Source organism: Devosia sp. Z11_6, assembly GCF_058133665.1.
In genome coordinates, this window is the sequence record NZ_JBYUNQ010000001.1 from 636524 (window position 1) to 662706 (window position 26183).

General features: G+C 62.1%; 32 protein-coding genes. 13 read left to right on the plus strand and 19 right to left on the minus strand.

Annotated elements, in window-relative coordinates; translation table 11 throughout:
* Positions 1 to 70: 70 nt before the first annotated feature.
* The gene (gene ychF, locus AC3YMN_RS02980) at positions 71 to 1168 is read right to left on the minus strand and encodes a redox-regulated ATPase YchF (protein WP_489888875.1); all 1098 of its coding nucleotides are present in this window, start codon (positions 1166 to 1168) and stop codon (positions 71 to 73) included.
* Positions 1169 to 1316: 148 nt separating this feature from the next.
* Between ychF and AC3YMN_RS02985 the strand changes: the two genes are divergently transcribed.
* Positions 1317 to 2009, plus strand: coding sequence for an alpha/beta fold hydrolase (locus tag AC3YMN_RS02985; protein WP_489888876.1), 693 nt, complete (start codon positions 1317 to 1319; stop codon positions 2007 to 2009).
* Between the two features lie 13 nt (positions 2010 to 2022).
* Here the strand turns inward: AC3YMN_RS02985 and pth are convergent, their stop codons facing one another.
* The 6 genes from pth to lgt form a co-directional block, all read right to left on the minus strand.
* Entirely contained in the window at positions 2023 to 2736 is a 714-nt protein-coding gene (gene pth / locus AC3YMN_RS02990; protein ID WP_127753726.1) for an aminoacyl-tRNA hydrolase, read from the minus strand.
* Between the two features lie 71 nt (positions 2737 to 2807).
* Positions 2808 to 3428, minus strand: coding sequence for a 50S ribosomal protein L25/general stress protein Ctc (locus AC3YMN_RS02995; protein WP_489888877.1), 621 nt, complete (start codon positions 3426 to 3428; stop codon positions 2808 to 2810).
* A gap of 299 nt (positions 3429 to 3727) precedes the next feature.
* Positions 3728 to 4660 (minus strand): ribose-phosphate pyrophosphokinase, encoded by a 933-nt coding sequence (locus AC3YMN_RS03000; protein WP_489888878.1) that lies wholly within the window; start codon positions 4658 to 4660, stop codon positions 3728 to 3730.
* A 116-nt stretch (positions 4661 to 4776) separates the two neighbouring features.
* Positions 4777 to 5544 carry a peptidoglycan editing factor PgeF gene (pgeF, locus tag AC3YMN_RS03005; protein WP_489888879.1) on the minus strand — a complete coding sequence of 256 codons (768 nt, stop codon included), beginning with the start codon at positions 5542 to 5544 and terminating at the stop codon, positions 4777 to 4779.
* Complete coding sequence (locus tag AC3YMN_RS03010; protein WP_489888880.1) at positions 5541 to 6623, minus strand: class I SAM-dependent methyltransferase; 1083 nt, start codon at positions 6621 to 6623, stop codon at positions 5541 to 5543. The genes pgeF and AC3YMN_RS03010 overlap by 4 nt, the downstream gene beginning before the upstream one ends.
* Positions 6613 to 7482: a prolipoprotein diacylglyceryl transferase gene (gene lgt, locus AC3YMN_RS03015; RefSeq protein ID WP_489888881.1), complete on the minus strand. Its 870-nt coding sequence runs from the start codon at positions 7480 to 7482 to the stop codon at positions 6613 to 6615. The genes AC3YMN_RS03010 and lgt overlap by 11 nt, the downstream gene beginning before the upstream one ends.
* Before the next feature lie 51 nt (positions 7483 to 7533).
* Here lgt and AC3YMN_RS03020 point away from each other — a divergent pair, with 51 nt between their 5' ends.
* The 3 genes from AC3YMN_RS03020 to proC all read left to right on the plus strand — a co-directional run bounded on the left by AC3YMN_RS03020 (position 7534) and on the right by proC (position 9405).
* Complete coding sequence (locus AC3YMN_RS03020) at positions 7534 to 7794, plus strand: accessory factor UbiK family protein (protein WP_172123812.1); 261 nt, start codon at positions 7534 to 7536, stop codon at positions 7792 to 7794.
* Positions 7795 to 8083: 289 nt separating this feature from the next.
* Positions 8084 to 8584, plus strand: a complete 501-nt coding sequence (locus AC3YMN_RS03025; RefSeq protein ID WP_127753720.1) for a type III secretion system chaperone family protein — start codon at positions 8084 to 8086, stop codon at positions 8582 to 8584.
* Positions 8581 to 9405 carry a pyrroline-5-carboxylate reductase gene (gene proC / locus AC3YMN_RS03030; protein ID WP_489888882.1) on the plus strand — a complete coding sequence of 275 codons (825 nt, stop codon included), beginning with the start codon at positions 8581 to 8583 and terminating at the stop codon, positions 9403 to 9405. Before AC3YMN_RS03025 ends, proC begins: the two co-directional genes overlap by 4 nt.
* 22 nt (positions 9406 to 9427) lie before the next feature.
* Here the strand turns inward: proC and AC3YMN_RS03035 are convergent, their stop codons facing one another.
* Entirely contained in the window at positions 9428 to 9865 is a 438-nt protein-coding gene (locus AC3YMN_RS03035; protein ID WP_489889190.1) for a MarR family winged helix-turn-helix transcriptional regulator, read from the minus strand.
* A 220-nt stretch (positions 9866 to 10085) separates the two neighbouring features.
* On the opposite strand from AC3YMN_RS03035, the gene AC3YMN_RS03040 reads away from it, so the two are divergent.
* The gene (locus AC3YMN_RS03040; RefSeq protein ID WP_489888883.1) at positions 10086 to 10976 is read left to right on the plus strand and encodes a branched-chain amino acid aminotransferase; all 891 of its coding nucleotides are present in this window, start codon (positions 10086 to 10088) and stop codon (positions 10974 to 10976) included.
* A 42-nt stretch (positions 10977 to 11018) separates the two neighbouring features.
* On the opposite strand, the gene AC3YMN_RS03045 is transcribed toward AC3YMN_RS03040, so the two are convergent.
* From AC3YMN_RS03045 to AC3YMN_RS03070, 6 genes are all read right to left on the minus strand, one after another.
* Positions 11019 to 11474 carry a molybdenum cofactor biosynthesis protein MoaE gene (locus AC3YMN_RS03045; RefSeq protein ID WP_489888884.1) on the minus strand — a complete coding sequence of 152 codons (456 nt, stop codon included), beginning with the start codon at positions 11472 to 11474 and terminating at the stop codon, positions 11019 to 11021.
* A gap of 1 nt (position 11475) precedes the next feature.
* On the minus strand, positions 11476 to 11727 hold the full coding sequence (locus tag AC3YMN_RS03050) for a MoaD/ThiS family protein (protein WP_489888885.1): 252 nt from the start codon (positions 11725 to 11727) through the stop codon (positions 11476 to 11478).
* Positions 11724 to 12290, minus strand: a complete 567-nt coding sequence (pgsA, locus tag AC3YMN_RS03055; RefSeq protein WP_489888886.1) for a CDP-diacylglycerol--glycerol-3-phosphate 3-phosphatidyltransferase — start codon at positions 12288 to 12290, stop codon at positions 11724 to 11726. Before pgsA ends, AC3YMN_RS03050 begins: the two co-directional genes overlap by 4 nt.
* A 100-nt stretch (positions 12291 to 12390) precedes the next feature.
* On the minus strand, positions 12391 to 13464 hold the full coding sequence (locus AC3YMN_RS03060) for a 3-deoxy-7-phosphoheptulonate synthase (protein WP_489888887.1): 1074 nt from the start codon (positions 13462 to 13464) through the stop codon (positions 12391 to 12393).
* Between the two features lie 246 nt (positions 13465 to 13710).
* Positions 13711 to 15606, minus strand: a complete 1896-nt coding sequence (gene uvrC / locus AC3YMN_RS03065; RefSeq protein ID WP_489888888.1) for an excinuclease ABC subunit UvrC — start codon at positions 15604 to 15606, stop codon at positions 13711 to 13713.
* Positions 15603 to 16382 carry an SDR family oxidoreductase gene (locus AC3YMN_RS03070; protein WP_489888889.1) on the minus strand — a complete coding sequence of 260 codons (780 nt, stop codon included), beginning with the start codon at positions 16380 to 16382 and terminating at the stop codon, positions 15603 to 15605. Before AC3YMN_RS03070 ends, uvrC begins: the two co-directional genes overlap by 4 nt.
* A gap of 212 nt (positions 16383 to 16594) precedes the next feature.
* Between AC3YMN_RS03070 and AC3YMN_RS03075 the strand changes: the two genes are divergently transcribed.
* Genes AC3YMN_RS03075 through AC3YMN_RS03085 form a run of 3 tightly spaced genes read left to right on the plus strand, consistent with a single transcriptional unit; the run spans position 16595 to position 17974 of the window.
* A complete protein-coding gene (locus AC3YMN_RS03075; RefSeq protein ID WP_164854850.1) occupies positions 16595 to 17515 on the plus strand; it encodes a DMT family transporter in 921 nt (306 codons plus the stop codon).
* 19 nt (positions 17516 to 17534) lie between these two features.
* On the plus strand, positions 17535 to 17804 hold the full coding sequence (locus AC3YMN_RS03080; RefSeq protein ID WP_489888890.1) for a hypothetical protein: 270 nt from the start codon (positions 17535 to 17537) through the stop codon (positions 17802 to 17804).
* Positions 17792 to 17974, plus strand: a complete 183-nt coding sequence (locus AC3YMN_RS03085; RefSeq protein ID WP_489888891.1) for a hypothetical protein — start codon at positions 17792 to 17794, stop codon at positions 17972 to 17974. The genes AC3YMN_RS03080 and AC3YMN_RS03085 overlap by 13 nt, the downstream gene beginning before the upstream one ends.
* A gap of 35 nt (positions 17975 to 18009) precedes the next feature.
* Here AC3YMN_RS03085 and AC3YMN_RS03090 read toward each other — a convergent pair whose 3' ends face one another.
* On the minus strand, positions 18010 to 18465 hold the full coding sequence (locus tag AC3YMN_RS03090) for an SH3 domain-containing protein (protein WP_489888892.1): 456 nt from the start codon (positions 18463 to 18465) through the stop codon (positions 18010 to 18012).
* A 99-nt stretch (positions 18466 to 18564) separates the two neighbouring features.
* Positions 18565 to 18987 (minus strand): MarR family winged helix-turn-helix transcriptional regulator, encoded by a 423-nt coding sequence (locus AC3YMN_RS03095; RefSeq protein WP_489888893.1) that lies wholly within the window; start codon positions 18985 to 18987, stop codon positions 18565 to 18567.
* 146 nt (positions 18988 to 19133) lie between these two features.
* Here AC3YMN_RS03095 and AC3YMN_RS03100 point away from each other — a divergent pair, with 146 nt between their 5' ends.
* From AC3YMN_RS03100 to hemH, 3 genes are all read left to right on the plus strand, one after another.
* Positions 19134 to 20033, plus strand: a complete 900-nt coding sequence (locus AC3YMN_RS03100; protein ID WP_489888894.1) for a LysR family transcriptional regulator — start codon at positions 19134 to 19136, stop codon at positions 20031 to 20033.
* Entirely contained in the window at positions 20026 to 21657 is a 1632-nt protein-coding gene (locus tag AC3YMN_RS03105; protein WP_489888895.1) for a HoxN/HupN/NixA family nickel/cobalt transporter, read from the plus strand. The genes AC3YMN_RS03100 and AC3YMN_RS03105 overlap by 8 nt, the downstream gene beginning before the upstream one ends.
* Positions 21658 to 21735: 78 nt before the next feature.
* Positions 21736 to 22758 carry a ferrochelatase gene (hemH, locus tag AC3YMN_RS03110; RefSeq protein ID WP_172123784.1) on the plus strand — a complete coding sequence of 341 codons (1023 nt, stop codon included), beginning with the start codon at positions 21736 to 21738 and terminating at the stop codon, positions 22756 to 22758.
* A gap of 22 nt (positions 22759 to 22780) precedes the next feature.
* Here hemH and AC3YMN_RS03115 read toward each other — a convergent pair whose 3' ends face one another.
* A complete protein-coding gene (locus AC3YMN_RS03115; RefSeq protein ID WP_489888896.1) occupies positions 22781 to 23287 on the minus strand; it encodes a pyridoxamine 5'-phosphate oxidase family protein in 507 nt (168 codons plus the stop codon).
* A gap of 508 nt (positions 23288 to 23795) precedes the next feature.
* Entirely contained in the window at positions 23796 to 24143 is a 348-nt protein-coding gene (locus AC3YMN_RS03120) for a hypothetical protein (RefSeq protein WP_173088057.1), read from the minus strand.
* Positions 24144 to 24330: 187 nt separating this feature from the next.
* Here AC3YMN_RS03120 and AC3YMN_RS03125 point away from each other — a divergent pair, with 187 nt between their 5' ends.
* Complete coding sequence (locus AC3YMN_RS03125; RefSeq protein WP_489888897.1) at positions 24331 to 25023, plus strand: JAB domain-containing protein; 693 nt, start codon at positions 24331 to 24333, stop codon at positions 25021 to 25023.
* A gap of 163 nt (positions 25024 to 25186) precedes the next feature.
* Positions 25187 to 25783, plus strand: a complete 597-nt coding sequence (locus AC3YMN_RS03130) for a JAB domain-containing protein (protein ID WP_172123776.1) — start codon at positions 25187 to 25189, stop codon at positions 25781 to 25783.
* 21 nt (positions 25784 to 25804) lie between these two features.
* Here the strand turns inward: AC3YMN_RS03130 and AC3YMN_RS03135 are convergent, their stop codons facing one another.
* Positions 25805 to 26137: an iron chaperone gene (locus AC3YMN_RS03135; RefSeq protein ID WP_172123774.1), complete on the minus strand. Its 333-nt coding sequence runs from the start codon at positions 26135 to 26137 to the stop codon at positions 25805 to 25807.
* Between the last annotated feature and the right edge of the window lie 46 nt (positions 26138 to 26183).

The following is a 26183-nucleotide window of genomic DNA, read 5'->3' on the forward strand; positions in this document are numbered from 1 at the left end:
TGGATGCGAGCGGGGAGGGCAGGCGGACGGGCGAGTGGTACTCGTCCGATCCGGTGCCGTTCAGACGAGGTCAGGTGTTGAACTTGAACAGCATCACGTCGCCGTCCTTGACCACATATTCCTTGCCTTCGTCGCGTGCCTTGCCGGCTTCCTTGGCGGGAACTTCGCCGCCGAGGGTGACGAAGTCGTCGTAGCCAATGGTCTGGGCGCGGATGAAGCCGCGCTCAAAATCGGAGTGGATGACGCCGGCCGCCGCCGGGGCCTTGTCGCCCTTGTGGATGGTCCAGGCGCGCGTTTCCTTGGGGCCGACGGTGAAATAGGTTTGGAGGCCTAACAGGTCATAGGCTTCACGGATCAGCCGGTTGAGGCCGGGCTCGTGCAGGCCGAGCGATTCCAAATATTCGGCCTGTTCCTCATCGGGCAGCTGGGCCAGCTGGCTTTCGATCTCGGCCGAGATGATGACGACGCCCGCGCCATTGGCATGGGCGTAATCCTCGACGGCCTTGCTCATGGCGTTGCCGCTTTCAGCCGAGCTTTCGTCCACATTGCACACATAGAGCACGGGCTTGGAGGTGAGGAGCTGCAGTTCCCCGAACGCCTTTTCTTCCTCGGGGGAGCGCTCGACAAAGCGGGCCGACTTGCCCTCGCGCAGCAGCACCAGCGCGCGGTCGATCAGATCGAGCGTGGTCTTGGCTTCCTTGTCATTGCCCTTGGCCTTCTTCTCAACGCCGGCACGGCGCTTTTCGAGGCTTTCGAGATCGGCCAGCATCAGCTCGGTTTCCACCACTTCGGCATCGGCGAGCGGATCGACCTTGTTGGCGACGTGGATGATGTTGCCGTCTTCAAAGCAGCGCAGCACATAGGCGATGGCGTCGCATTCGCGGATATTGGCCAGGAACTGGTTGCCCAAGCCTTCGCCCTTGGAGGCACCCTTCACGAGGCCGGCAATATCGACAAAGCTCATGCGCGCGGGCAGGACGTTGACGGACTTGCCGATGGCGGCAAGCTTTTGCAGGCGTTCATCGGGCACCGGGACGTCGCCCACATTGGGCTCGATGGTGCAGAACGGGAAATTGGCGGCGGCAGCCGCGGCGGTGCGCGTGAGCGCATTGAAAAGGGTCGACTTGCCGACATTGGGCAGGCCGACAATGCCCATCTTGAAACCCATGGGAAACTCCGGAAATTTGTTGGCCCCCACTTGGGTCGGAATGGCGGGGAAGTCAATGCAGGCGTGCCCATCTGAGCGGGAAGCAGCCTTGCCCGGGCCGGGAAGGGGGATGTAGCGTGCCCTCGATTGAAGGCGCAAAGGAAGTGAAATGACCCCAATCGTGCTCGTGCCGGGACTGCTGTGTTCGGCGGAGATCTTTGCCGCGCAGGCCACTGCCTTGTGGCCTTATGGACCGGTAACGATCGCGTCGACGCTGGAGGGCAGCACGATGGCGGAAATGGCGGCGGCAATCCTTGCCGCAGCGCCGCCGCGCTTTGCCTTGGCCGGTATCTCGATGGGCGGCTATATCTGCCTCGAGATCATGCGGCAGGCGCCCGATAGGGTGGTCAAGCTCGCCCTGCTCGACACGTCGGCCCGGCCGGATACCCCGGAACAGACCGCGGTGCGGCGGGAACGGCTGGCGCGGGCCCAGGCCGGCGAGTTCGAAGCAGTGGTGGTTGAAGCCACCGGCGCAACACTGCATCCGGACCGGCAGGACGATCCGGAGCTGCGGGCCGTGAACCTGCGCATGGCGCTCGCGGTTGGCCTCGAGGGCATGGTGCGCCAGCAGGAGGCAATCATTGCCCGGATTGACTCACGGCCAAGCCTTGGCGCCATCGCGGTGCCGACGCTTGTGCTAGTGGGGGATAGCGATCCACTGACGCCACCCGAGCGGGCGCGCGAAATTGCCGAAGGGATCGCGGGGGCCGAGCTCGTGGTGGTGCCCGATTGCGGACATGCGTCCACGATCGAGCAGCCCGAAGCGGTCAATGCGGCGCTGATCCGGTGGATCACGGCCTGAAGCTGAGCGCGGCCTAGTCCTTGTTGCCGAGCAGGCGCTTGAGCATGTCGGCCATTGGGCCAGTGGCGGGCAGCTTGGCTTGTGGCTCGGCGGGGCGAGCCTGGCGGATATGGGACTGGGCCTTGGCGGCTGGCTTGGGCGCAGCCAAGGCGGCTCCCTCGCTCTTCGTGGCCAAGGCGAGCTTGTTCATGAAACCGCTGTCGTCGCCCGCAAGCAGCATGCCGATATTGGCCGCGATGGCATCGAGCAGGGGCTCGAGCCAGGTAGCATCGGCCTTGCTGAAATCGCCGAGCACATGGTGGGTGACGAGGTCCTTGGAGCCGGGATGGCCGATGCCGAGGCGAACGCGCTTGTAGTTGAGGCCAATCTGCGGGTCGATTGAGCGGAGCCCGTTATGGCCACCATTGCCGCCACCGATCTTGACCCGGACCTTGCCGGGGGCGAGGTCGAGTTCGTCATAGAGCACGATGATCTCGGCGGGGTCGATCTTGTAGAAGCGGGCGACCTGCTGCACGCTGTCGCCGGATTTGTTCATGAAGGTCTGCGGCTTGAGCAGCAACACGCGCTCGCCATTTATCGTGGCTTCCGAAATCAGGCCGGCATGCTTGCTTTTCCAGGGACCGGCATTGTGGCGCCGCGCGATGGCGTCGATGGCCATGAAGCCGATATTGTGGCGGTTGCCGGCATATTGGTTGCCAGGATTGCCGAGGCCGACCAGCAGGTACATGAGGAACTCCCGAAACAAAACGAGGCGACCCGGAGGCCGCCTCGAAATTCAGCAACAGAACACCAGGCCGATCAGGCGGTGGCTTCTTCGCCGGGCTCGGCCTCGCCGCCTTCAGACGACTTGAGCGCCGAAGGAGCAACGATGGTCGCAATGGTGAAATCGCGATCGGTGATGGTCGGGGTCACGCCGGCTGGCAGCTGGACAGCCGAAATGTGGATCGAATCGCCGATTTCCGAACCGGTGAGATCGACAACGATCTCTTCGGGGATGGCATCGTTGGGAGCCAGCACTTCAACAGTGTGACGCACCACATTGAGGGTGCCGCCGCGCTTGAGACCGGGGCTCTGCTCTTCGTTGATGAAGGTGACATGCACTTCCACCTGGAGCTTGGAATTGGCGCCGACGCGGAGGAAATCCACGTGCAGGGCGAAGTCCTTGACCGGATCGAGCTGGTAGTCGCGCGGGATCACGCGGTGGACGGTGCCGTCGACGTCCAGATCGATGACGTGGCTCAGAAAGCCGCCGGCATAGATGTTCTTCATCGCGTCCTTGTAGGCGAGCGAGATGGTGACTGGGGGTTGTTTGTCACCGTAGATAACAGCGGGAACGAGTCCCTGACGACGCAGTTCACGAGCGGCCCCCTTGCCCACTCCCTCACGCGCCTGTGCCTTGAGCACCTTGGTCTCAGCCATGGAATTTCCATTCATGGTGTTGGTGTATGCGTCCTTACAACAGCATACGCGCCCGTCCTCCAGGGGTGACGAGCGCTTCATGGGCGGGCTATAGCCCAAAGCCGGGGGAGGAGCAAGGGAATGCTCGGCGTCGGGCAACTGTGGCGCAGGTTCCGGCAAGATTTCGGGATCGCGGTAGCGCTGGCCAAGGCGGGCCCTCGGTCGGACTGCGAATCATCCCAAGGGCTTGGACTGCCTTGTTCTTGTGGAGCATTGACGCCCCCGACGCGCGGGGACGCCGCCCGCAGCGCCGGACTGGATTAATCGAATAGGCTCGAAACGCTTTGTTCGCTCGCGGTGCGGGCGATGGCCTCGCCAATGAGCGGGGCAATGGAAACGCGGCGGATATTGCCGGCGTTGCGCTGGGCTTCGGTCTGCTCGATGGAGTCGGTGATCACCAGTTCCTTGAGCTTGGAGCCGGCGATGCGCTCGGAAGCGCCCTCGGACAGCACGCCATGGGTAATATAGGCGGAGACTTCCTTGGCCCCGGCCTTGATCAGGGCTTCGGCGGCGTTGACCAGGGTGCCGCCGCTATCGACGATGTCGTCGATCAAGAGGCACGAATGGCCCGAGACATCGCCGATGATGTTCATTACTTCCGACACGCCAGCCCGGGGGCGGCGCTTGTCAACAATGGCGAGATCGGCGCCGATGCGCTGGGCGATGGCGCGGGCCCGGGCCACGCCGCCAACGTCGGGCGACACGATCATCAGGTTCTTGGTGTCGTAATTCTCGTCGATATCCCGCGTTATTACGGGGGCTGAATACAGGTTATCGGTCGGGATATCGAAAAAGCCCTGGATCTGGGCGGCGTGCAGATCAAGCGTGATGACGCGATTGACGCCCGCGCCCGCAATGAGGTTGGCCACGAGCTTGGCCGAGATGGGTGTGCGGGGTGCCGATTTTCGGTCCTGGCGGGCATAGCCGAAATAGGGGAGAACCGCGGTGATGCGGCGGGCCGAGGAGCGGCGCAGCGCATCGGTCAGGATCAGCAATTCCATCAAGTTGTCATTGGCCGGGAAGCTGGTCGACTGGAGGATGAAGGCATCCTCCCCGCGCACGTTCTCATGCACCTCGACATAGACTTCCTTGTCGGCGAACCGCTTGACCGTGCAATCGGTCAAGGGGAGTTCAAGATAGGAGGCGACGGCTTCAGCGAGGGCACGGTTGGAGTTGCCGGTGACCAGCTTCATATGGGGTGATCCTGTCTCAACGACCCCGGGGAAGGCGGGGCTATCAGTTTCGGGCGGAGCATTAACGGCTGAAGCCCTGACTAGCAACGCTCCTAACACAGGATAGATAAGAAGATTTATCCCAGACCGATAATGGCGATCTGCCGGCCCGTCGTGGTGCCGGCATGCGTGGCGTAGCGGTGCGAGAAATAGCGGGCGGGATCGGCATAGGTGCAGCCCCCGACCTTATCGACGGTGCTGACCCCGGCGGCGGCCAACTGATCGGCGACAAAGCCGGGAAGGTCAAAATGCGCCTGGCCTTCGGGTGGCTGGTTGAAGCGGTGCTCGCTGCCGGGGTGAAGCGCAAGGAAATCGGCCTTGAACTGTTCGCCGACCTCGTAGTTGGCCCCGCTGATGGTGGGGCCGATGGCGGCGATGATGCGGGCAGGTTCGGCGCCCTGTTCCGCCATGGCCTCGACGGTAGCGCCGATGATGTTATCGGCTGCGCCACGCCAGCCAGCATGGGCAGCGCCAACGACGCCGGTCACAGGATCGGCCAGGAGAATTGGGGTGCAATCGGCGGTGAGGATACCCAGCGCGATGCCGTTGCGCGCGCTCACCATTGCGTCGGCCTCGACCCGCGGGCCGGTATGGGGACCGGTGATGGTGACAACGCGAGCGGAATGGGTCTGCTTGAGCAGCGCCAGGCGGTGGGGGTCAAAGCCCAAGGCTGCCGTCACCAGCTTGCGGTTATCAGCCACCACAGCGGGATCGTCGCCATTGGTGTCGGAGAGATTGAGACTGGCGAACGGCCCTTCCGATAGACCACCCTCGCGGCCGAAAAAGGCGTGCCGGACATTGGGAATGGCGATGAGGCCGGGGCTTTGTTCGTGGGGAACGTTCATGCGCTCAATCCTGGCGGCTGCAGGCCGGGGCTGGCGGCGCAAAAGACCTTGAAGAGATCACCCATCTGATCGGGGGCGACGAGGCGGTTACGGGCCGCTTCCAGATTCTTGGCCGAGCCCGGATTGGCGGCGCTGAGCGCGCGGGTGCGCTCGTTGATGCCGAGGCGGGAGAGGAATTCGCCCTGCGTTGCCAGAGGTTGAACCGCAAGGCCGGCATTGCGCGCGACATTGCCCAGGGCTTCGAAATCCACATGGGCGGAAAGATCGGTTTCCCCGGGCGCTTCGAGCACATCGGCAAAGGCATGGCGGCGCACACCTTGCAGGGTTTCGCCGGTCTGGGTGCGCCCATAGCCATAGTCGATGGCGAGGATGGCGCCGCCTTGCGCCGCAACGAGGCGGGACAGGCGCGACATCACCTCGCCGGCAGCAAAGCCGACCTCGAACACGGCATTGGGCGGCGCATCGGCGATGGCCGTTGGCATGGTGCTGGCGGGAATGGGAGTGGGCGAAAGGCCAAAGGCCAGCTTGTCGTCGGAAAGTCCGACCAGGCGTTCGTTCCAGCCCTGTTCGGTGCGCACGAATTGCCGGATCGGCATGGCGTCAAAGAACTCGTTGGCAACGACGAGGAGCGGCCCGGGCCCGACCTTGTCGAAGCCATTGATCCATTGCGGCTCATAGGGCTCAAGCCGGCGGTGCTGTTCGGCAATGAGGCCGGGACTGGTTTCAAACAGGCGCAACTGGAGCGCGTCGCGGAAGCCTTCAGCGCGGCAGGCGACGCGCAGCATATCGGCCATCAGTGTGCCGCGGCCGGGACCGAGCTCAAGCAGGGTGAAGCTCTTGGGCTGGCCAAGTTGCTGCCAGAGATTGACGAAGAAGAACCCGATCAGCTCGCCGAACATCTGGCTGATCTCGGGGGCGGTAATGAAATCGCCGGCGGCGCCCAGTGGATCGGCGCCCTTGTAATAGCCTTCGCGCGGATGGGTGAGGCACAGGCCCATATAGGTCGCGACCGACATGGGGCCGGTTTCGCGAATCTGCATGGCGATGACTTCGGACAGGCTCGGCTTGTCAGCGGACATGGCGGCCTCGCGAAGCGTATACAACAAGGATGATGCCGCCGATCAGCATCGGCAGGCTGAGCACCTGGCCCATGGTGAGCCAGCCGCCATAGAGATAGCCGATCTGCTCGTCGGGCAGGCGCACGAATTCCACGGCAATTCGCGCCAGGGAGTAGCCAATCGCAAAGATGCCAGCGGTAAGGCCAGGGCGGCGCAGGCCATAGGCGATGTGGGTGACGAAGCGGATCACGAGGAAGAGGAGCAGGCCCTCGAGCGCCGCTTCATAAAGCTGGCTTGGATGGCGCGGGGTTTGCAGTGGATCAGTGGGAAAGATGACGCCCCAGGGCAGGGTAGTGGGTGCGCCATACAGTTCGGCATTGATGAAGTTGGCGATGCGCCCGAGCATAATGCCGATGGTGGCAACCGCGCCCAGGAGATCGAGCGCCGACAGCCAGTTGCCGCCCTTGGAGCGCGTGAAGAGGATGCCGGCAAGCATCAGGCCCAGCATGCCCCCGTGATAGGACATGCCGCCATCAAGCGTGTTGAAGGCCTGCAGCGGATTTTGCAGATAGAAGGGCAGGTTATAGAACAGGACGTAACCGACACGTCCGCCCACCACGATGGCGAGCATGGTCCAGAAGGCGAAGTCCCAGATCTCCTCGGCCTTGAAGGGCGGGCGTCCATTGGGCCAGAGCCGCGTATTGCGCAGCAAAAGATAGCCATAGGCGGCGCCGAGGCCGACGCCAAACAGGTATGCGAGGGCATACCAGCGAATGGCCAAGGGGCCGATGGCAAAGGCGATGGGGTCGATATCTGGGAAGGGCAATGAGCGCTCCATGGAGGTCGCGTGGACCATTGCCGCTTCGCCCGCTCTGGTCAAGTCGGCAGCGCTCCCCTACATTTGGGGCAAATGAACCCAACAGGTGTCCTGATGAGCCAAGGCAAAAGAATTTTCGACGATCTGGGTCGCGTGATGAACGAAGCTGCCGGCGTTGCCGATGGCGTGCGCCGGGAAGTGGAAACGGTGGTTCGCGGCCAAGCCCAGCGTTTTGTGACGGACATGGACTTGGTCAAGCGCGAAGATTTCGACGCGCTGCGCGAGCTGGTTCAGGTGCAGGGCGAAGAGATCGACGCCTTGCGCAAGGAAATCGCGGCCTTGCGGGAAACCGATACGGGCCCGATCGTGATCTAACGAGGCTCATCGCAACAACAACCTTGAAGAGGCGCTGCAGTTTGCAGCGCCTCTTTTGTTTCCGCCCGGGCCAGAGGCGTTGTTAACGCCGTCTTAATGCGGGCTCACCAATCTTCCACAAGAGATTGCCGTTCTGAGGCCCCGCCTCGTCCCCGGAATCGCCGATGGCGTGTAGGGTTCTCGTTAAGAACGATTCGTAGGCAATCCCGCGTGCGGCCAGTTCCCTTGCGTACCCGAACCTGCGGCCTTTTGGCCGTGGCATCGATCATCGTTGCAGGACCAAGCTGCCATGTCGCTTTTTCAGGTCGAAGCTGACCGTACCATCCACCCCGTTGATATCATCGAGCAGATCGCGGCGATCAACGACTGGAATTTCGAGCGGCAGGATGCCGACGAGATTTCGATTTCGGTGCGCGGCGGGTGGTGCGACTATCACGTTTCCTTCAACTGGATGGAAGACCTCGAGTCGCTCCATGTCGCGAGCGCGTTCGATCTCAAAGTGCCCGAAGGGCGGCGCAACGAAATCAAGCAGCTGATTGCGCTCATCAATGAGCAGCTCTGGATTGGGCATTTCGACAGCTGGAACCGGGAAGGGGTGGTGCTGTTTCGCAATTCGCACCTCCTGACCGGGGGCGCCGAGGTGTCACCCCAGCAGTGCGAGGCGCTGCTGCGTTCGGCAACCGATGCCTGCGATCTGTATTATCAGGCTTTCCAGTTCGTGGTTTGGGCCGGCAAAACCGCTGCCGATGCCCTGAGCCATGTGATGTTCGAAACGGTAGGTGAAGCATGAGTGCAGCCCTTCAGACTATCGGTCCGGTGATGTTGATCGGGGCAGGCAAGATGGGCCTGGCCCTGGCGCGGGGGTGGCTCGAGGCTGGGCTGCCGGCCCATAATCTGGTGTTGGTGGACCCGTCGCCCAGCCAAGCTGCGCAGGAGCTGGCGCAGGATTATGAATTGCCGATCAACGCCGAGGCGGTCGGGCTGCAACCCAATGTGCTGGTGCTGGCCGTCAAGCCGCAGGTTGTAGGTCCCGTGATGGAAAGCCTGCAGCCCGTGGTGGGTTCGCATACGGTGGTACTTTCGATCGTGGCCGGTATCCAGCTGGCGCAGCTGACGGCAGCTCTGCAGACTGGTCGCGTGGTTCGCTGCATGCCGAATACCCCGGCGCAGGTTGGCAAAGGCATCACCGGTGCCGTTGCGGGCCCCGAGGTCAGTGCATCGGACAAGGCTTCGGTCGATGCGCTGCTGCGCGCTTCGGGCAAGGTGGTCTGGCTCGAGAGGGAGGGCGATATTGATGCCCTGACGGCAGTGTCAGGGTCCGGTCCCGCTTATGTGTTCAACCTGGTTGAAGCCTTGGCCCTAGCTGGTGAACAGCAGGGCTTGCCCGCAGCCATCGCGATGCAGCTAGCGCGCCAGACAGTAATCGGTGCTGCGGCGCTGCTGGAGGCGGATCCGGCGCCGGCCAGCGTCTTGCGCGAGAATGTGACCTCACCCAAAGGGGTGACTGCTGAGGCCCTTGCCGTGCTGATGGCGGCCGATGGCTTGACCCCGCTTGTGGCTCGGGCCGTGGCCGCGGCGCGGCAGCGCTCGGAAGAACTCGGGCGAACCTAATCTGGCTCGTTCAGGTAGCGGATTACAGCTTTTCAGTCAGCTTCAAGCCATCGAGGACGGGCCGGTCGCCGGGTTCGACCATACCGGCGAGGAATTGGCGTACGATGTGACCGGCTTCTTCAGGCAGGCCGCTGATGGCCGCTTCGATGCGGCTGGCCTGGCTGGCTGAGAGACTGGCGAAGAGTGCGCGCCCCTTATCCGTCGCAAACAGCAGGCGCTGGCGGCGATCAGCCTGCCCGGTTTCCTGTTCGATATAGCCATTGTCGATTAACTGGCGCAGCACGCGGGCAAGGCTTTGCTTGGTAATCTTGAGGATATCGAGCAGGTCGGCGACCGGCATGCCGGGCTTGAGATTAACGAAATACAGCACCCGGTGGTGGGCACGGCCAAAGCCCTGGCGTTCAAGCAAGGCGTCGGCGTCGCCGGTGAAATCCCGGTAGGCGAAGAAGAACAGGCCCATGATGTCGAGGGGCAGATCAGGGGGGCCTTGGTCGCCCAATTTTATGTCAGCTATGTTGACATTTCTCTGCTGCGCTGACATTGTCTTCCTTATCGACCGCCGATCATTCTTATCCCAAAGCCTTTGCCGTTTGCCAAGGGTATGGGCCTCGGGCATGATCCCCGGCCAGGCGGGTCTGCCAGGATGCAGCACCGATCAATAAACGATTTTGGAGAGGATCATGGCAGGCTTGCCCATGGACCAGCGCGATGGCTGGATTTGGTTTGATGGTGAAATGGTGCCGTGGAAGGACGCGAAGATCCACGTCCTGACCCATGGCTTGCATTACGCCAGCTCGGTATTTGAGGGCGAGCGCGCTTATGGCGGCGAGATCTTCAAGTCGCGCGAGCATACAGAGCGCTTGATCCGCTCCGGCAAGACGCTGGACTTCACCATTCCTTATTCTGCCGACCAGATCGAGGCAGCCAAGCGCCTCGTGCTCGAGCGCAATGGCCTGATCGACGCCTATGTCCGTCCCGTCGCCTGGCGCGGCTCGGAAGAGCTGAGCGTGCCGGCGCGTAACAACACTGTGCATCTAGCGATCGCTGCCTGGGTGTGGCCGAGCTATTTTTCGGTGGAAGAAAAGCTTAAGGGCATTCGCCTCGAGTGGAGCAAGTGGAAGCGCCCATCGCCAGAGACCATCCCTTCTTCGGCCAAGGCCGCAGGTCTTTACATGATCTGCACGCTGTCGAAGGACGCGGCGATGGCTAATGGCTATGCCGATGCGCTGATGCTGGATTATCGCGGCTATGTGGCCGAGGCGACCGGCGCCAATGTGTTCTTCATCAAGGGTCAGGAAATCACCACTCCAGCGCCCGACTGCTTCCTCAACGGCATCACCCGCCAGACCCTGATCGATCTGGCCAAGCGCAATGGCTACACCGTGACCGAGCGGCACATCATGCCCGAGGAGCTGAGCCAGTTCGACGAGTGCTTCCTCACTGGCACGGCCGCGGAAGTGACGCCCGTGTCGCAGATCGGCGAGTTCCGGTTTACGCCGGGGCAGGGCTGCCGCACCTTGATCGACGCTTATGGCGCCGAAGTGCAGCCCAAGCGGGCTGCAGCCGAATAAATAATGAGAATTGGAGGCCGGGTATTATGCCCGGCCTTTTTGTTACCGGTGTGCCAGCCAGCGCTCGCGCGCGGCGTCGTCCGCAGGCTTGGCCTGGACCCAGCGGGTGCCCGCAGGCGTTTCTTCCTGCTTCCAGAAGGGCGCATCGGTCTTGAGATAATCCATCAGATATTGCGCGCCATCGAAGGCGGCCTGCCGATGCGGCGCCAGCGTCATCACCTGCATGATCGGCTCTCCCGGCACGAGGCGGCCATAGCGGTGCAGCACGGACGCGGCGTTGAGGGCGAAGCGCTGTTTGGCCCGCTGAAGGATAACGCCGATCTCGTTTTCCGCCAGCTCGGGATAGCATTCGAGAATGAGCGCTGTGATGGGGTGCTCGGGGGTGGAGCGGACAATGCCCGTAAAGGTCACCGCGGCTCCAGCGCCATTGTCACCGGCCAAAAAGGCATTGCTGAGCAAGCCGGGATCAAAAGGCTGGTCGGTGATGCGAACGGACATTTCAGCCGCCGGTCATGGGCGGCAGGATCGCCACTGTGCTGGCGCCGATGATGGACGCATCATGGGCGATGATATGGGCGTCGCGTGAAACCTTGAACTGCTCGGGTTTTTCAAGAGCGAGTGCCAGCGCCTCGTCCTGCTGGGCCAGCCAGGCCAGCAGATCGGCGGCGGTCTCAACCTCAGGCGGCAAGGTGACGTCGTCTTCGCTGCGGTTGAGGCGCTCGCGCAGCCAGGCGAAATAAAGGATTTTCACGGCGCTTCGCCCGACAGGTGCGGCCAGCTGGCCCGGAAATATTGCAGGCCAGTCCAGAGGGTCAGGATGCCGGCGAGCCAGAGCAGGAGGTCGCTGATCAGGCCAAGGCCAGGCACGAGACGCTCCAGCAGCACCAGGGTCAGGGCGACCAGTTGCACGGTGGTTTTCCACTTGGCGAGCTGGCTGACGGGGAGGAGGACCTTCACATTACCGAGAAACTCGCGCAGCCCCGAGATGAAGAACTCGCGAAAGAGGATGGCGATCACCGGGATCATGTCCCACCCCGAAAAGCTGCCATCCCAGGCGAGCACGGCGATCATGATGCCGACCAGCATCTTGTCGGCGATGGGATCGAGCATGCGCCCGAGGGGCGAGACCTGCTGCCACTTGCGGGCGAGATAGCCATCCACCCAGTCGCTGGCCGCCGCAACGATGAATAGCACCAGTGCCACGGCATGCAAGTTTTGGTCGCCGGTCATCACCAGCCAGGCGATCGGCACGATCGCAAAGATGCGCGCGATGGTGATGAGGTTCGGGATGGAGGTGATCTGGGACTTGGCCATGGGGCGAACAAGACAGGAAGGCGCCCGACCGGTCAAGGGTCGAGGCGCGTGCCAGTTGATGCAGCTGCGGCCCGGTGACGCCGGGCGCAGCCCGCCAGGTTCAGGCGACCTGCTGGTTGGTCGCCTGGCGGCGAGCGGTGACAGCATCGGCCAGATGGTTTAGGGCGGAGACCGTGGTGTCCCAATCGATGCAGCCATCAGTGATCGACTGGCCATAAACGAGGTCTTGGCCGGGCACGAGGTCCTGACGGCCGGCAACCAGGTTGGATTCGAGCATGACGCCAATGATGCGGCGATCACCGCTGGCGACTTGCAGGCCGACATCGCGCAGCACTTCGGGCTGCTTTTCGGGCTTCTTGGACGAGTTGGCGTGACTGGCATCGATCATGATGATCGCCGGCAGGCCGGATTTGCCGGCCTGGTCGGCGGCGAGCGCCACGCTGGCGGCGTCATAGTTCGGCGCTTTGCCGCCACGAAGGATGATGTGGCAGTCCGGATTGCCGGTGGTGGTGGCGACGGCGGAGCGACCCGATTTAGTGACAGCGAGGAAGTGGTGGGGTTCGCGGGCGGAACTGACCGCGTCGAAGGCGATCTTGGTGTTGCCATCGGTGCCATTCTTGAACCCCACGGGGCAGGACAGGCCAGAGGCGAGTTCGCGATGGATCTGCGACTCGGTGGTGCGGGCGCCGATGGCCGCCCAGGACACAAGGTCAGCGATGTATTGCGGGGTGGTCATGTCGAGGAATTCGCAGGCCGCCGGTAGGCCCAGATTGTTGATCTCGAGCAACAGGTTGCGGGCGGTGCGCAGGCCAGTATCGATGTCGAAGGAGCCATCGAGATTGGGATCGTTGATGAGACCCTTCCAGCCCACGGTGGTGCGGGGCTTTTCGAAGTAGACGCGCATGATCAGCTGCAGGCGATCGCCGAGCTGGTCCCGCAGCGCCGCCAGCCTGCGCGCGTAGTCCATGGCGGCCAGAGGATCGTGGATGGAGCAGGGGCCAACGACAACGGCGAGGCGGTCATCGCTGCCCTTGAGGATGTTGCTGAATTGGTGGCGGGCGCTCAGCACGGTGCGGGTGGCGGCATCGGTACGGGGATGCTGGCGCATCACCTCGATGGGGGTCGCAATTTCGGCGATGGCAGTGATGCGCAGGTCGTCAGTTGATTTGAGCAATTGTTGGTCCTCGGTAGGGGAAGGCGGCCAACAAAAAAGCCGCCTGTTGGGGGCGGCTGGCTTCGGGTTTGACTGGATCGTGTCGGGATCAGTGCAAGCGCGCGGTAGCCTCCGCCGGGAGCGGATAGCTAAAATACCAAAACGAAAAGGTGGCGGCGCTGATCATGACCGAAAGCTTAGCGCGGGTGTCGGGAGGAGTCGAGGGCCTTGAGATCAGTCTTATGGCTAAGGCTGCGCACAAGGGTTTCACTCCACGCGGTTGAAATGGTCGTAGATCATCTGCGCCATCTGATCGGAGATTCCCGGCACTGCTGCCAAGTCCTGCAAGGAAGCCCGGCCGACCGCCTTGGCTGAGCCGAAATGATTGAGCAGGGCCCGCTTGCGGGTGGGCCCGATGCCATCGATCTCGTCGAGCGGGTTCCTGACCACATCCTTTTTGCGGCGGGCGCGGTGGGTGCCGATGGCGAACCGGTGCGCCTCGTCGCGCAGGCGCTGCACGTAATAGAGCACCGGGTCGCGGTGCGGGAGCATGAAGGCGTCGCGCCCTTCCATGAAGAACTTTTCGCGGCCGGCATCGCGTTCCTCGCCCTTGGCAATGCCGATAAAGGTCACGTCCTTGGGCAGGTTCAGCTTGGCGATGACCTCGCGCACCGCATTAAGCTGGCCGGCACCACCGTCAATGAATACGACATCGGGCCAATCGGGCATGCCGGTCGCTTCGTCCTCCGCGTCGTCGGGGCTTTCGGCGGCAAGCCGGCTGAAGCGGCGGGTAAGAACTTCGCGCATCATGCCGAAATCGTCGCCAGGGGTGATGTCCGTCGAGCGAATGTTGTAGGTGCGGTAGTGCTTTTTGGAAAAGCCCTCTTCGCCCGCCACGATCATGGCGCCTACGGCATTGGTGCCCGAGATGTGGGAGTTGTCATAGACCTCAATGCGGCGGGGCACCTCCTGCAGACCAAAGATCTCGCCGACGCCTTCAAGGAGGGTCCGGTTGGTGGCGCCCTCCGCCAGTTGGCGACCAAGTGCCTCCCGGGCATTGTTGAGGGCGTGATTGACGAGGTCGCGTTTTTCGCCGCGCTGTGGCGTCTGCACGCGGACCCGGTAGTCGGCGCGAGAGGACAGGGCCTCTTCCATGAGCTGGGGTTCGCTGAGCTCGTGGCTCAGCAGCACCAGCTTGGGCGGCGTCCGCGACTCGTAGAACTGGCTGACAAAAGCTTCGAGCACCTCGGCATCGGACATGCTGGCGTCGGCCCGGGGGCGGAATGCGTGATTGCCCCAGTTCTGGAAGGCGCGGAAAAAGAACACCTGAACACAGAACTGGCCACCTTCATGGTGGATGGCAAACACGTCGGCTTCCTCGACGCTCTTGGCGGTGGCATCGCCCTGCGACTGGATCAGCGCCAAAGCCGAGAGGCGATCGCGCAGCAATGCAGCCCGTTCGAAATCAAGCGCTTCGGCCGCCTCGTTCATGTCCTTTTGCAAATGGTCGCGGACGCTTTGGGATCGGCCGCTGAGGAATTCCTTGGCCTCGTGCACGAGCTCGCCATAGTCGGCTAGGGAGATCTCACGCGTGCATGGCCCCGAGCAGCGCTTGATCTGGTGCATGAGGCATGGGCGAGTCCGGGCGGCATAGAAGCTGTCCGAGCAGTTGCGCAGCAGAAAGGCCTTTTGCAGGCTGGCGATGGTGCGATTGACCGCTGTAACGGAGGCGAAGGGGCCGAAATAGTGCCCCTGGCGCCGCCGGGTGCCGCGGTGCTTCATCAGCTCGGGCGCTTCGTGGTCGGTGGCAATGAGAATATAGGGGAAGCTCTTGTCGTCGCGCAGCAGCACGTTGAACCGGGGCTTGAGCCGCTTGATGAGGTTGGCCTCAAGCAGCAGGGCCTCGCTCTCAGTCTCGGTGCGCACGAACTCCATCGAGCAGGTTGCCGCCACCATGCGCTGGATGCGCACGGGCAGGGCCTCAGGTCGGGTATAGTTAGAGACGCGTGCCTTGAGGCTGCGCGCCTTGCCGACATAGATCACCTCGCCGCTCGAATCGAGCATGCGGTAAACGCCAGGCGCGGCCGGGAGCGTGCGCACAAAGGCTCGGATCACTTCGGGGCCGCAAGCCTGCGGGGCGCCGGTTGGGGTATCGTCGGTCATCTTCGGGGCGTAGCAGCGTTTCGGGGCAGAAATTGGAGATGCTCGCCACCATCGAGCAACAGCATCTGGCCGGTCATGGACGGGTTGTTGAGCAGGGTCAACACACCGTCGGCAATGCCCTGTGTGCCGGCATGCACCTGGAGCGGCAAATCCTCGATCTCCTGCTCGAAGTCCCGGGCGCTTTGGCTGGCATGGGGCATGACGGGGCCGGGGCCGATGGCGTTGACACGGATGGCCGGTGCAAAAGTTTGCGCCATGGTGCGGGTCGCGGTCCACAGCACGGATTTGGAGAGGGTGTAACTGAAATAAGCCGGCGAGGGGTGCAGCACGCGCTCATCGATGATGTTGACGATGTTGCCCGCCACTCCCTCGGGCAGTTGCGCCGCGAAATCGCGGGCGAGGAACACGGGCGCTTCCGCATGAATAGCGAAGTGGGTGTCCCACAGCGCTTCATCGACGTCCCAAGCGCTATCCGGCTCGAACACGGATGCATTGTTGACGAGCACGGTCACTGGCCCGAAGGCAGCGCTTGCCTCCATCACCAGCTTCGCGCGTTCGGCACGGACTGTTAGGTCCGCCTGCACGGCAATGGCCGAGCCAACGCGGTTAAGCTCGCGGCAGAGTTGCTCGGCTTTTTCCGCGCCGGTGCGATAGTGTACCACTACCTTGTAGTTCGCCTGCACCAGCGTGCGCGCTATGGCGGCGCCAATGCGATCGCTGGCGCCCGTCACCAGAGCGACAGGATGGGAGTGCGGCAGAACGGGGTGATTCGTCATCGGTGCGGGGCTAGGGGAGACGGGAAGGGACCATAGGCCGCTTCCGCTGCCTGCTTCAACCTCCCAACAAGATGGTGAGCCGTCCTGATTTTGCAAGCTGTCGTGGCGGGCTGAATCGGCGCTGGCAGGTGGCGTGCAGGCACTGCTTGCGCTATGGCTCAGCCCGGCCGGCGCCGGCCGGTGGTGCTTTCATCCATGCGCGAGCCGTCTTCATGTCCGCTGTAATAGCCCAGTCCAAGCCTGACCAGATCGGCCGGGCGATGATGCTGACGCTGATCACCATTTCGGTGTTCGGGGTGCAGGATGCCATTTCCAAGGTGCTGGTGCAGAACTACTCGCCGTTCCAGACGACGATGCTGCGCTTCTGGGGCTTTGCTGCGTTCTCACTCGTGCTGGTACTGCGTCAGGCGCCGTTGAGGCAGGCGCTGTCGTCCAAGGTCCCGGGGTGGCAGCTGCTGCGCGGCACCTTGCTGATCGTGGAGATCTGGTTCTTTGCCCTGGCCCTGCGTACGGTGCCGCTCGCCGAACTGCAGGCTATATCGCTGGTTTACCCGCTGCTCGTAACCCTGTTTGCCATACCGATCCTGGGTGAAAAGGTCGGAGTGTTCCGATTGGTCGCGGTTGGCGTTGGTTTTGCGGGAGCGATGATCATTGTGCGCCCGGGCGGACTGCCGCTCGATTGGGGCGTGTTCCATGCCATGGCTTCGGCGTCGCTGTACTCGCTCTACATCGTCATCACTCGCAAGGTGAGCCGCCACGATACCCCGGCGACCAGCATGGCCTATGCCAGCTTTGTCGGGCTCGTGTTGTCGACCGTGGTCGGCGTGTTTTTCTGGCAGCCCATGGCCTGGCCTGATGTTGCGCTAATCCTCGTCATCATTGCAACGACCTGCATCGGGCATGGGCTGATGGTCCAGGCGCTGAGCCTTGCTCCTGCCAGCGTCTTGCAGCCGTTCAACTATTTTGCGCTGCCCTGGGCCATTGTGCTTTCGGTGCTTGTGTTCGGGCACATGATTGACTTCATCTCGCTGCTGGGCGCCGCCATCATTGTTGCCGCGGGCTTGGTGGTGATGGCGCGTGAAAGCTGGCGCAAGCGAACGGCAGTCGCGCCTATCTTGCCGGGCAAAGACTAAGGGCTGAGGAGAACAGATGATGATCTGGTTGATTGTGCTGGCGCTGATATTGTTGCTGGTCGGCGGCGGCTTCAAGCTCCTGGCGCGCGGCAAAGGCACCGACAAGCGCGAAGCGCTGACGCTGCGGCGAGTAGAAGGCTATCTCGAGATCATACGGCGCGAACGCAGCAATCCGGCGCTGGCAGCGATGAGCGACAGCGAGTTGCGCGATCTGCTGCACTCCGGGGCGCGCAATCTGGGGATTGCCGTGAGCGCAAGGGTTGGACGCTGCTGGGTGTGGCGGCGGTAGCGCTGTTTTGCGCCATCGTTGCGGCGAGCCAGGACGGACTGCGCGGCTTTGCCATCGCCATCGTCGTCGGCGCGCTCGCCGTCTATGGTCTCAACGAGTTCCTGTCGCGACGCATGCGCGAGCCGCTGCAGCGGCATGGGATCGATGTGGAGCGCTTGCGAGTCGAGTAAAAGGAGCGCCGCCTAGGGGCGGCGCTCCAGCCGGGCTAGCTGCCGGCGCAGAAGTAACCGTTGGGGCCGTTGAAGCAGAAGCTTGCGTCCGGCTCGGCTGGGTACACCCGATAGGGCCGATAGTCGTCATAGTGACGCGGCGGACGGGGCGGGTGCCAGCGCGGCGGCGGGGGAGGATTCCACCCGCGCGGGCGGTCCCAGCCACGATCATCCCAGCGAGGGCCCCGATCGCGGCCGCGTTCCAGGTAGCTGGCGGAAACCCAGCCATCTGGACCGGGCTTGGTTACATAGCACCAGCTACCCCGGCAGTAATCGATATCCACGGCTTGACCGCGCTGCAGGCTGTCTACTGCGGCATAGCCGGTGCCAGGGCCCGAGCGCACATTCACATTGGCGCTGGCAAATGCGGGGGCTGCGGAAGCTGCTACCGTGGTTCCCAGCAGCGCCAAAGCAGCGAAACCGCTAGCCAAGAGCTTTTTGTTTAAGGCCATTTGCTCCACTCCTCTTATCGTCCGGCATCACCTGCCGATGGCGGCAGAGAACACCATTGCCGATGAACCCAAGCTGAATACCGCAGTCATCTTGGTAGCTTAGAGGGTCAGTAGTTCAACGAAGCGCTTAAGTGTGTTGGCCAGCTTCTTGCGCTGCTTGGGCTTGAGCTCACCGATCAGCGCTTCCTCGAGCTGGGCCCAGTGGTCGGAGAGATTGTTGCGGATCCGGATCCCACGCTCGGTCAGGGCGACCCCGACTGCCAGCTCCGGCCCGACCGCCTGCTGGCCGACAAGCTCTCGCTCGATCAACCGGCGCAGGCGAGGAGCCAGGCTGGCTTCGTCCAACCCTAGTTCGTTGGCAAGATCGCTTTCAAGCGTCGCTGCCCGTCCGAGAATAAAGAGCACGGCGTCATCCCCCGGCTCCAATCCGCGTTCCAGCAAGGGAGTCAGCAAGGCTTTATGCGCCAACTGACCCGCTTCGATGAGCCGGTACAGCGTGGAACTGGATGTAGGTTTGGCCATGAGTGGGAAAATAGTTCGAACTCCTTGGATACGTCGAACAAGCAAGCATCCTATCGTTAATCGTGCAACGGCCAAGACGGCTTGTTGTTCGCTTGTACCGGATAGTTTATGCCGACATCCGAGCCTGCTGTGTGCGTTCGGAGCCCATGACCCAAGATCTCGCCCGCATTCGTGCCTTCGTGCAGGTGTTCGACGCCGGCGGCTTCTCTTCGGCAGCGCGAGAGCATGGACGCTCCAAGGCACTGCTCTCCAAATATGTCACTGATCTTGAGGATTATCTGGGCGTCCGGCTGATGAACCGGACCACCCGCAAGCTCAGCCTCACGGAAGCCGGCGAAGCCTATTATCGGGAAGCCAGCGCGCTGCTGCAACAGCTGGACGAGCTCGACGCAACCATCACCGACCAGACCTCTGAGCCACGCGGGATGCTGCGCGTGTCGGCGCCGCGCAACTTCGGCGAAGATACGCTGGCGCCGGCGATATTTTCCTATCTCCTCAAGTTCCCCAAGGTGACGCTCGATTTGCGGCTGGAGGACCGCTATGTCGACCTTGTTGACGAAGGCATCGACGTTGCACTGCGCATCTCAACTATGGCCGATAGTTCACTGATCGCCCGCAAGATTGCTGACATGCATGTGGTGGTGGGCGCCGCTCCGGCGCTGCTCGAGAGCCACGGCACGCCACAACATCCTGAGGATCTGCGCAAGCTGCCCTGCATCGTTGACGTAAACCTGCAAGGGCAATCGAACTGGCGCTTCACCGAAGAGGGGCGAACCATATCGGTGCCAGTGACCGGGCCGTTGCGGGTCAATTCGCCCCTGGCGGCCCGGCAGGCCGCAACTATGGGCCTCGGCTTCGTTGTGCTGCCTTCTTATCTCGCAGACCCGGTGGTCGCCAAAGGGGAATTGACGCCCGTGCTGACTGAATTTCTGCCCACCGGGCAAACACTGCAAGCCGTATACCCGCATCGCCGGCATTTGGCGGGTAAGGTGCGTGCCCTTATCGACCACTTGGTGGACTGGTTTGCGGTTCACCCCATTGCCTGATCTTATGAACCTGCTCACCATTCGCCGCACCGTCAAACGCCTTCTGGCCTCAGCCAGCGTGGTGCTGATCGGCGCAATACCGGCGGTCGCGCATCCCCATATTTTCATCGACGCCCAAGTCACCATTGTCTTTGATGTCAATGGCGCCGTGTCGGGTTTGCGCCACGACTGGACCTTTGATGCCGCTTTCTCCAGCTGGGTGGTTCAGGGCCTCGACACCGATGGTGATGGGATTACCAGTCCGGAGGAGTTGCAGGACCTTGCCGACGAGAACCTGGCTGGGCTCGCGGAATTCGGCTTTTACACCTTTGCCGGTGCGCAGGATGCGCCCATGGCCTGGGAGGCAGCGGGCGACCAGCGCATGGTTTATGCGGACGGAAAGACGACCCTCAGCTATTCCGTCCTGGCGGAAACCCCAGAGGAGGTCCGCGACGGATTTGAACTGGGCATCTATGATCCAGAATATTACGTCGCGATCAGCGTCCCCGATGCCGGCAGTGTGCACCTGGAGAACGCTCCAGCCGGTTGTAGTGCCGTGGTGGAGCCGCCTCGGCCGATGGATCGGGCAGTCGAGGAGCGCCTCTATGCCCTTGGGCCCGATGTGCTCGAACTGCCACCGGATCTCGCGGCCGCGATGCGCGGCACGCAAGGGTTGATCCGGATCACCTGCCCAGCAGGTGACGCGGGGGGTGAGCCCGCCAATGCTGCCGAAGCGGCTGAGGCCATGGCGCAGGCCCGGCCCGCCACACCGTTTGGAGGCCCACCCGCAGAGCCGAGCTTGTCGCTGCCGCGGTCCGGCTTTTTCGGCTGGCTGCAGGAGCAGCAAAGGAACTTCTACCAGGCCATGACGGCCTCGCTTGCTGCTGTGCGCAGCGACTGGACGGCATTCTGGCTGCTAGGTGGTCTCAGTTTCCTTTATGGAGTGTTTCATGCGGCCGGTCCGGGGCATGGCAAGGTGGTGATCTCATCCTATATGCTGGCTAACGAGACCCAACTGCGCCGCGGCATCCGCTTGAGCGTGGTTTCGGCAATGCTGCAATCCGTTGTCGCCGTCGCATTGGTGCTCGTGGCTGCCGGTGCGCTGGGGATGACGAGCCTCGCCATGGGCAATGCCGCCAACTGGATCGGCATCGGCTCCTATGGGCTGATTGCCCTGTTGGGCTTGTGGTTGGTGTTGCGCAAGCTGCTGGGCTGGGGGCACGATCACGATCAGGATCATCATCATGATCATGCGCACGAGCACGGGCATGCACACGCGCACAGCAATGTTGCTCACGGGCACGCGCATATCGTAGCGCCGCAGGCAACGAGCGGTGGCTGGCGTGAACAGCTTGCCGTGGTGCTGGCGGTAGGGTTGCGGCCCTGTTCGGGGGCGCTGGTGGTGATGGTGTTTGCCCTGTCGCAGGGCGTGCTGGCGGCCGGTATTGTGGCTGTGTTCCTGATGGGGCTGGGTACGGCGATCACGGTTGCGGCATTGGCCAGCGTCGCGGTAGGCGCAAAAGGCCTCGCCAGACGCCTCAGTGCTGATAATCCCGTTACTGTGAGTGTGGTGTGGTGGGCCGAGCTGCTCGGCGCCTTTGCGGTGCTGGGATTTGGGGTGGTTTTGTTGCTGGCGAGCCTCTAGCGCGACCCATCGCCGCCTTGCGCGCGCGGCAGGAAGAACTATGGTGCGCCAGCCTAGAATCCTTCCAAACTGGCTGACATGTCCGATCACCTGCCGCCCAACCATCCGCCTGTGCCAGAGCAAAAGATCGGCGTCCTGCTGCTCAATCTCGGCACGCCCGACGCGACCGATTACTGGAGCGTGCGGCGCTATCTCAAGGAATTCTTGAGCGACCCCCGGGTGATCGAGACGCCGAAGTGGTTGTGGTGGCCGATCCTCAACCTCGTGATCCTTTCATTCCGGCCGCAGAAAAGCGGGCATGCCTATGCCCAGATCTGGGACCAGCGCACCAATGAAAGCCCGCTGCGGGTGATCACGCGCAACCAGACCGAGGCGCTGGCCGACCGGATGTCGGGCGAGGGCGTGGTGGTGGATTATGCCATGCGCTATGGCAATCCTTCCACCAAGAGCGTGCTCGAAAAACTGCAGGCGCAGGGCTGCACCAAGATCTTGCTGGTGCCGCTTTATCCGCAATATTCGGCGACCACCACGGCGACCGCCAATGACAAGGCGTTCGATGCGCTGGGCGAGATGCGCTGGCAGCCGGCCGTGCGCACGGCTCCGGCCTATTTCGAAGACGCTAAGTACATAGAAACATTGGGAAATTCGATCCGCGACGGCGTTGCCGCCTTGCCGTTCGAGCCGGACCTGGTGATCACCTCCTACCACGGCATGCCGGTGGAGTATCTGGAGCGCGGCGACCCCTATCACTGCCAGTGCTACAAGACGACGCGGCTGGTGCGCGAATATCTGGGTTGGCCCAAAGAAAAGCTGATGGTCACCTTTCAAAGCCGGTTCGGGCCGACCAAGTGGCTCGAGCCCTATACGGATGTGACCTTAGCGGCGCTGCCGGGCAAGGGGATTAAAAAAATCGCCATCCTCGCGCCGGCGTTTTCGGCGGACTGCATCGAAACGCTGGAAGAAATCAGCATGCAGGGGCGCGAAACCTTCATGGAGGCGGGGGGCGAGGAATTTGCCTATATCCCGTGCCTTAATGACTCGCCGGGTGGCATGGACATGATCGAGGCCATGGTGCGGCGGGAATTGTCGGGCTGGTTGTAAGCCAGCCCGAACGGCCGCGGGACTAAAGATCCACCTTGGCGTTGTCGCCAAAGCTGGGTTTGGCGCCGGTGACGGCGGCGGTGAGCATTTTGGCGGTGGCGACCAGCTGGTTGGGGCTGTCCCAGAGCTCGGCGCCGTCCGGGCGCACGGTCAGCAGGCGGATATCGGGATCGTTTTCGTCGTCCCACCAGGCCTTGTCCATGTCGCTCCAGAGGTCCTTGATCTTGGCGCGGTCATTGCTGAGCGAGGCAAGGCCATTCATCGCCACATATTTGTGGCCGGAGTTATCGGCAAAGGCGCAGGACACCTGCGGATATTGCTCGATCTCGATATTCTTGTGCCCATTGGCATCCACGAGGAAATACACGGCATGCTCGTCGCGGAACACGCGCGCCGACAGGGGCCGCGAGCGCTGTTCGGTGCCGTTCCAGGTGGTGAACATGCAAAAATCGATCTTTTTCATCAGCTCCCAGATGCGATCTTCAACTTCGTCCGGGGTTTTGTCGGTGTGCTGCTGGTCGTTGGCCATATTTGGCTCCCTTGTTGCGTTGCCAACCGAACGGGGCGGAGGGGGCTTGGGTTGCAGGCAAGCGGGGACGCCGCCCGGCCGGACGCCGCGCGGGATTTTGGGAGCGGGGCAGGCACGGCACGGTGCGGCTTTCGCCTCATCGGGGTGGTCAAAAGAGTGAGGCCAAAACCGCACTGCACGCGTGGATTTTTGGACCGTAGCGCCTCGAGCGGCTTCCCTGGAGGGAGGGGTTTGCCGGCCCGCCGCTCCCGATCTTTTGGGGGCAAACGGGCCAGGAACCGGCCGGTAGTCGGCACAACCACGGCTGTCCGGGCGACCCCGAACAGTCCACACCTCCCGCCCGGCGCTTCGTCGGCGCCGCGTGTTTTCGGCGGGAATGGAGACACTATCGCATGGCCTTGCAGGGGCGGGGATAAGTGAACGACCGGGGTCCCAAACTGAACGGGTTCTGAACGCGTTGTGAACGCGTTTCCCCGCGCCCTGAACGACCCTCCAAAGGCCAAAAAAATCAGGGGTCGAGCCGCCAGCGCGGCGCGTCCTCGCCCTCGCCCCGGCAATAAAGAGCCGCAAAGCCCCCGAGCGCTGTTTCCGCTTCCGCCAGCTTTTCGAGCAGCGCCGCCCGGGTGTGCGGTGCGCCGGGCTGCAGCAGGGGCAGGGCGCGGCCAAAGCCGTCGCGCGAGGTGGTTCGACGGGTTTCCCGGATCAGCTCGGCCGCGAGGGCTTTTTCGACTGGAGAGGCGGGCTGGTCGGGTTCACCCAGGGTTTTGAGCCGCGCGACGAAGTTCTGCAGGCGCGGGCGCACGGCCTCGTAGCGGGCCAGATTGGCAAAGGGGATGGTTTTGTCGGGAATGGGCATGGGCGGCTCCGGAGTGATGGAGCCACGAGTGTGAGCGAAGGGGTAGTAGGCGGGGATAAGCTCCCCGCCGAGCTGTGGGCCAATATGTCTTCCTGGGCGGCGTTAACGAAGAACATTGTTAAAGCGAGGTTATACTTGCTCGGGTGAGTTATACGTAATAACTTGTGCTTAGTTTTGGAGGTGACGAATGCATTCACCGACTGAGAAACTAAGTCATCATTACTACCCGCGAAGTTTGATGTCCCATAAAGAACTTCTTGAGCAGCTCATGCAAGGGGTAGGGGTGAGTGACGCAAGTAGTGTTGCATCAAGCATAATAGAACGATTTGGCTCGCTCCCGCTCGCGCTGTCCGCTTCTGCCTTGCGCCTAAGTGAGGTGAACGGCGTAACTGGTGACCTCGCTTCCTTGCTCAAGACCGTCAAGAAAGTGGCTGCGGGAATGGCTCGCAATCGTATTGAACTCAATAGTCCTCGGCTGAGTTCGATCAGCGAGCTTTTAGATTATCTACAAAGAACGATGACAGTGGGGGATACGAGGGGAACGAGAGTTCTGTTCTCCGACAGGAGGCAGAGGTTGATCGCTGATGAAATCCTGCACGCAGAAGTCGCTACTCGTTCATCGTTCTCCCCTGTACAACTTATAAGGCGTGCACTCGAGCTTTCGGCGAGTAGCATGATCCTGATTCAGATAACTAATTCAGAAGTAGACTACCCATCAGAAGCAGAAATTCGGCTGACTAAGAAGTTGGTAGCCATTGCCGGGCTGCTCAACATCTTTGTCATTGAGAGAATGATTATCGGTAGTTCGGAACATCTCTCGTTTCGGAAAATGGGGATTCTTAGTTCGGAACCGTCGTCTTCTAGTCCAATATCATTCTAGAACTCTTAGCTTGAAGGGTCGTAGTCCAGGTTTAGTGTCCTGCGGCAAGTCATACGCGCGGGTTGTGAGATTGTTTTTTAGCCGTTTTGGAGGCAAGATGCCGCGATCAGCTAGGGCCAGTTATTGTTCATTCTGGAGCGGGGCTCAGCAAGAGAGACTGCTTTTGGAAATACTGATGCATGTTGTGCCAGATGTGAACGCTTCGGCCCTGGTGTCCCGACTAATGTCCAGGTTTGGTTCCCTCCCGGCCACCCTTTCAGCTTCTGCAAACAGACTCACGGAAGTGGATGGTGTCACCGATGACGTTCTAGCCTTACTGAGAGCAGTCAGGGACATCGCTCTTTGCACGGCACAGGGTAGGATCAACTTCGACAAGCGCCTTGTACCGAACCAAAGCCAGCTTCTTCGCGATTACCTGCACGTAACCATGGCTTTTGAGGAGGTTGAACATTTTCGAGTGTTCTTTATCGACCCCTGGGGCAAGCTTATCGCCGATGAACTATTGCACAAGGGGACCGTGGACCATGCGCCAGTGTACCCTCGCGAGGTGGTTAGGCGTGCTCTAGACCTTTCCGCCCGCAGCATGATTCTAGTCCATAACCACCCGTCCGGCGATCCTTCTCCCTCGTCGGCGGATGTCACGCGTACCCAGGAGCTTGTTGCTGCGGCAGCTGCCTTCGACATTAGGGTGGATGACCACATCATTGTTGGAAAAGCTGGTGAGATGTCACTCGGCCAACTTGGTCTACTTGATCCATAACCAATAGATTTCTTCTGTGAGTTAGTTTCCAACCAACCGCTCAAACACCTCATATGGCACCGGCTCCGTGTACCTGAACTGCACCGTGTCCTTGTGGGCGCGGAAGGGGGCGAGGGCGGGTTCCAGCTCCGGGGGGAGGGGCGGGATCGGGTAGAGGCCGATATGGTGCTTCCAGGCGCCCAGATAGAGATAGCGCTCGTTCCACCGAAACAGCGGCATGCCGTATTTGATCGACTCCGCCACTTCAGGCGCGGCGCGGTGGATGATCGCGCGCAGGCGCTCGAGGATGGCGCGCGCCTCGGGCGGCTGGGCGGCGAGATAGAGATCGACGCTGGCGGGGGCGGGTTGGGGCATAAACCTGGCTCCGGGTTCGGCAGCATAGGACGCGCGGGGGTGTTGG